The sequence below is a fragment of the Caenimonas koreensis DSM 17982 genome, assembly GCF_009646335.1.
Classification (GTDB): domain Bacteria; phylum Pseudomonadota; class Gammaproteobacteria; order Burkholderiales; family Burkholderiaceae_C; genus Ramlibacter; species Ramlibacter koreensis.
This window is the reverse complement of record NZ_WJBU01000024.1, coordinates 1-5000: the sequence shown is the minus strand read 5'-3', so window position 1 is coordinate 5000 and position 5000 is coordinate 1. Positions and strand designations below refer to the sequence as shown.

Genomic DNA, 5000 nt, shown 5'->3' with positions numbered 1-5000 from the left:
CGGAACGGCTTGGAAAAGCTGGCCATAGTGGGTGATAGCCCCGTACGTGAAAAGACCTGTGTGGTACTAAGCTTGCGACAAGTAGGGCGGGACACGAGAAATCCTGTCTGAAGATGGGGGGACCATCCTCCAAGGCTAAATACTCGTAATCGACCGATAGTGAACTAGTACCGTGAGGGAAAGGCGAAAAGAACCCCGGGAGGGGAGTGAAATAGATCCTGAAACCGCATGCTTACAAAAAGTAGGAGCCCGCAAGGGTGACTGCGTACCTTTTGTATAATGGGTCAGCGACTTACATTCAGTGGCAAGGTTAACCGAATAGGGTAGCCGCAGGGAAACCGAGTCCGAATAGGGCGTCCAGTCGCTGGGTGTAGACCCGAAACCAAGTGATCTATCCATGGCCAGGATGAAGGTGCCGTAACAGGTACTGGAGGTCCGAACCGACTAGTGTTGCAAAACTAGCGGATGAGCTGTGGATAGGGGTGAAAGGCTAAACAAACTTGGAAATAGCTGGTTCTCTCCGAAAACTATTTAGGTAGTGCCTCAAGTATTACCGTCGGGGGTAGAGCACTGTTTAGGCTAGGGGGTCATGGCGACTTACCAAACCTATGCAAACTCCGAATACCGATGAGTACAGCTTGGGAGACAGAGCACCGGGTGCTAACGTCCGGACTCAAGAGGGAAACAACCCAGACCGCCAGCTAAGGTCCCTAAAATTGGCTAAGTGGGAAACGAAGTGGGAAGGCTAAAACAGTCAGGATGTTGGCTTAGAAGCAGCCATCATTTAAAGAAAGCGTAATAGCTCACTGATCGAGTCGTCCTGCGCGGAAGATGTAACGGGGCTAAGCCAGTTACCGAAGCTGCGGATTTGCACGCGAGTGCAAGTGGTAGGAGAGCGTTCTGTAAGCCTGTGAAGGTGCGTTGTAAAGCGCACTGGAGGTATCAGAAGTGCGAATGCTGACATGAGTAGCGTTAAAGGGGGTGAAAAGCCCCCTCGCCGTAAGCGCAAGGTTTTCTACGCAACGTTCATCGGCGTAGAGTGAGTCGGCCCCTAAGGCGAGGCAGAGATGCGTAGCTGATGGGAAACAGGTCAATATTCCTGTACCGATGTGTAGTGCGATGTGGGGACGGAGAAGGTTAACTCAGCCAACTGTTGGATATGTTGGTTCAAGCCTGTAGTCGTGCCTGGTAGGTAAATCCGCCGGGCTTAGATGAGGGGTGATAACGAGGCAGCTTGCTGTCGAAGTGAGTGATACCCTGCTTCCAGGAAAAGCCACTAAGCTCCAGCTACACACGACCGTACCGCAAACCGACACTGGTGCGCGAGATGAGTATTCTAAGGCGCTTGAGAGAACTCAGGAGAAGGAACTCGGCAAATTGACACCGTAACTTCGGAAGAAGGTGTGCCTTTAGTAGGTGAAGGGATTTACTCCTGGAGCCCAATGAGGTTGCAAAAAATCGGTGGCTGCGACTGTTTAATAAAAACACAGCACTCTGCAAACACGAAAGTGGACGTATAGGGTGTGACGCCTGCCCGGTGCTGGAAGATTAAATGATGGGGTGCAAGCTCTTGATTGAAGTCCCAGTAAACGGCGGCCGTAACTATAACGGTCCTAAGGTAGCGAAATTCCTTGTCGGGTAAGTTCCGACCTGCACGAATGGCGTAACGATGGCCACACTGTCTCCTCCTGAGACTCAGCGAAGTTGAAATGTTTGTGATGATGCAATCTCCCCGCGGAAAGACGGAAAGACCCCATGAACCTTTACTGTAGCTTTGTATTGGACTTTGAACGGATCTGTGTAGGATAGGTGGGAGGCTTTGAAGCAGGGTCGCTAGATCTTGTGGAGCCAACGTTGAAATACCACCCTGGTGCGTTTGAGGTTCTAACCTAGGCCCGTTATCCGGGTCGGGGACAGTGCATGGTAGGCAGTTTGACTGGGGCGGTCTCCTCCCAAAGCGTAACGGAGGAGTTCGAAGGTACGCTAGTTACGGTCGGACATCGTGACGATAGTGCAATGGCATAAGCGTGCTTAACTGCGAGACTGACAAGTCGAGCAGATGCGAAAGCAGGACATAGTGATCCGGTGGTTCTGTATGGAAGGGCCATCGCTCAACGGATAAAAGGTACTCTGGGGATAACAGGCTGATACCGCCCAAGAGTTCATATCGACGGCGGTGTTTGGCACCTCGATGTCGGCTCATCTCATCCTGGGGCTGTAGCCGGTCCCAAGGGTATGGCTGTTCGCCATTTAAAGAGGTACGTGAGCTGGGTTTAAAACGTCGTGAGACAGTTTGGTCCCTATCTTCCGTGGGCGCTGCAGATTTGAAGAAGCCTGCTCCTAGTACGAGAGGACCGGAGTGGACGCACCTCTGGTGTATCGGTTGTCACGCCAGTGGCATTGCCGAGTAGCTAAGTGCGGAAGAGATAACCGCTGAAAGCATCTAAGCGGGAAACTCGTTCTAAGATGAGATCTGCCGGGGCCTTGAGCCCCCTAAAGAGTCGTTCAAGACCAGGACGTTGATAGGTCAGGTGTGGAAGCGCAGTAATGCGTTAAGCTAACTGATACTAATTGCTCGTGCGGCTTGACCCTATAACTTTGATAGACGCATTGGAGGTGGCTCCATCGCTGTCAGGGTGTTATGCCAAGTTGACGCAATCTAAATTGAAGCTGATTTGCTCTATGAATTGGTTGTCTTGATTCAGTCAAGATGACAAAAAGTTATGCCTGATGACCATAGCGAGGTGGTCCCACTCCTTCCCATCCCGAACAGGACAGTGAAACGCCTCAGCGCCGATGATAGTGCGGGTTCCCGTGTGAAAGTAGGACATCGTCAGGCTCTTATAGCGACTAAAGCCCCGTGAGAAATCACGGGGCTTTTTGTCTTTCATCGTCTGAACGTGATGTGATGCGTAATAAGTGGCCCACCCGCTCTATCTCAAGCTTGGCCTGAGTGCACCGCAATGGCCGCTCAAGAGCATCCATTAATTTCATGCCGCGCTCGCCCGTTCCTCCGAAGAGGCTTGATGAGATCGCAATATGTTGTAGCGCGATCCCAGCAGGTCTGCAAAGATCAGGCCTTTCTCTTGGGTTCAAGAGGTAGATCTGTTTCTAAGTAGCTATCGAAACGTGCTCACGAAGTTGCTTGTTCCTGGAATACGACTTCACAGTTACCTCGACCACGGTCGGCAGATGGCAGACGCTTGCATATCTTAGCAAGCTGAAGTTTCACTTTAGCGACCACGCGGGTTCGTGTTGGATCTGCACCCTGCCAAGCGATGAGTGACTTTGCCATTTTCTTTAGCGATCGCTCATTTCTCTCAAAGAAAGTTTCGCTTCGCGGTTCAAGCTGAGATATCACCGCAGACGCAGCTGTTTCGACCCGCGCCGTATCACCGGGGGCCAGTTCGATCACTTGTATGGTGTACCCGGTGCCCCATTGAATGCGGGTAGCCGGCCCCTCTGATTTTTTCCAAGCCTGCTCGTACAAAGAAAGTGCCCTCTCAGGTTCCCCCCTCTTCTTCGCATTAGACGCAAGCATTAGCAAGTGATAGTAGGGAGCCACGGCTCGCGGAAGCTCAGATTGGAGTAACTTGTCCGACTCCATATACAGCCCAGACGACGCCAACAAGTGCGCTGCGCTGGGGATCACCGCCTGCCTCTCATATCTGTCCGCGGTCGCAGCCACAATCTTCGAGGTATCCATCAGCACCTGCTTTCGACGCTCAGCGGACAAGACGCCATTGCCCTCAATCAATTTCCAAATGCCCACCCGAGAATCCAGCAAGTCCAAATGATCCGAGCGTGAGAGTGGCGGTCCGGACAACAACTGGACTAGCGCACTTTCCCATTTCGTCGCCAGAGCCCTCCGAGCTTCGCCCGCCGGAGCCAAATACCGAATGATCGATTCCGCATTGCCTATCAAGATATCGAACTGCTCTCGCACAGCCACCGGATCCGACAAAATCCGACTAACAAGCCGATAGTTCGAGTCACTCGCCGTTCCATCCCGGTTAGCCGACAGAACACGCGCACTCGCCGCGAGTGCCTTAAGGGCCAATCGATCTCTTTCATGTGGGCGATCAGCTGGTGCAGCGGCAGCCAACTCCGCAAGTCTTTGGGGCAACTCAGCGTCGGAAAACAGTTGCTGTTCATCGGTATCCCAAGAGTAGTAGGCCAGCAGTTGCCATTGTTCAGCGGTCAATGCCTGCTTCAATACCGCTCGCCGCGCAAGTTCCCGAACCGGTTCCTGGGCGTCAAGGCCAGCTGTCAACGTAAGCAGATATCGCTGCGGGTCAACCTCACCGGGTAGCCGAGTAATCTCAGTCCCATCCGCCCGAAAAACAATCATGGTCGGATAGCCTTGCACCTTGAATCGTGATGCAACTTTCTGCGCACCCGGTCTATCGCCGTCCACATATACAGCTATGAAGGCGCGAGAGCGCTCAACAAAATCAGGACGCGAGAACAATGTGGCTTTCACCTGGTTGCACGGCGGACACCAGACCGCGCCCCAATAGAGAAAAACAGGCTTGCCGGATTGCTTGGCAAGCGCGAACGCTCTGTCCACCTCATTGTCTGATGCGGCCATCTGCCAAGCCACACCGCCTACTGCGCGCGTCGGGGCGGATGCAAGTGCTACACCTGAACTCAGGTAAACGAAGGCACCAAGGGCCAACAAATAGACACCAGTTGTGCGGCGAAAGCCAGTGCGCATACAGAGAACTCCAGTTCAGTTGTTCAAGATCCGATCACCACTTATGACAGCAGCCCCCGAATGGACAAGCCCCGAGGCAAGAGCCCGCATCCAATTTGAAAACCCCGTCTCGCCAAAGTATCGCGCAAACACAAGTCGAAAATAGGGTGTCTTCTCTGACCTGCCCCCGCCCTGCCGTGCCAACCTGAACTTGGCGAAGTCCGTCAACCCGGAGAATGGCGGACATGAAAAAGAGCAGATTCACAGAGGAACAGATCATCGGTTTTCTGCGGCAGGCAGAAGC

1 protein-coding gene and 2 rRNA genes (1 of these 3 running past the window's edge) are annotated in these 5000 nt (G+C 53.1%); 2 read left to right on the top strand and 1 reads right to left on the bottom strand.

The annotated features are described in order from the left end of the window. Together GHT07_RS19135 and rrf are read left to right on the top strand one after the other, a co-directional pair. Nucleotides 1–2592 (top strand): 23S ribosomal RNA (locus GHT07_RS19135) (it extends 286 nt beyond the left edge of the window). Between the two features lie 134 nt (nt 2593–2726). Further along, nucleotides 2727–2839, top strand: a 5S ribosomal RNA gene (gene rrf, locus GHT07_RS19130). A 294-nt stretch (nt 2840–3133) separates the two neighbouring features. Here the strand turns inward: rrf and GHT07_RS19125 are convergent. Beyond that, entirely contained in the window at nt 3134–4591 is a 1458-nt protein-coding gene (locus GHT07_RS19125) for a thioredoxin family protein (RefSeq protein WP_194792991.1), read from the bottom strand. Nucleotides 4592–5000: the final 409 nt, after the last annotated feature.

Excerpts from the sequence above, each read along its gene's own strand:
- GHT07_RS19125 (WP_194792991.1), bottom strand. The coding sequence starts at position 4,591 with ATGGCCGCATCAGACAATGAGGTGGACAGAGCGTTCGCGCTTGCCAAG.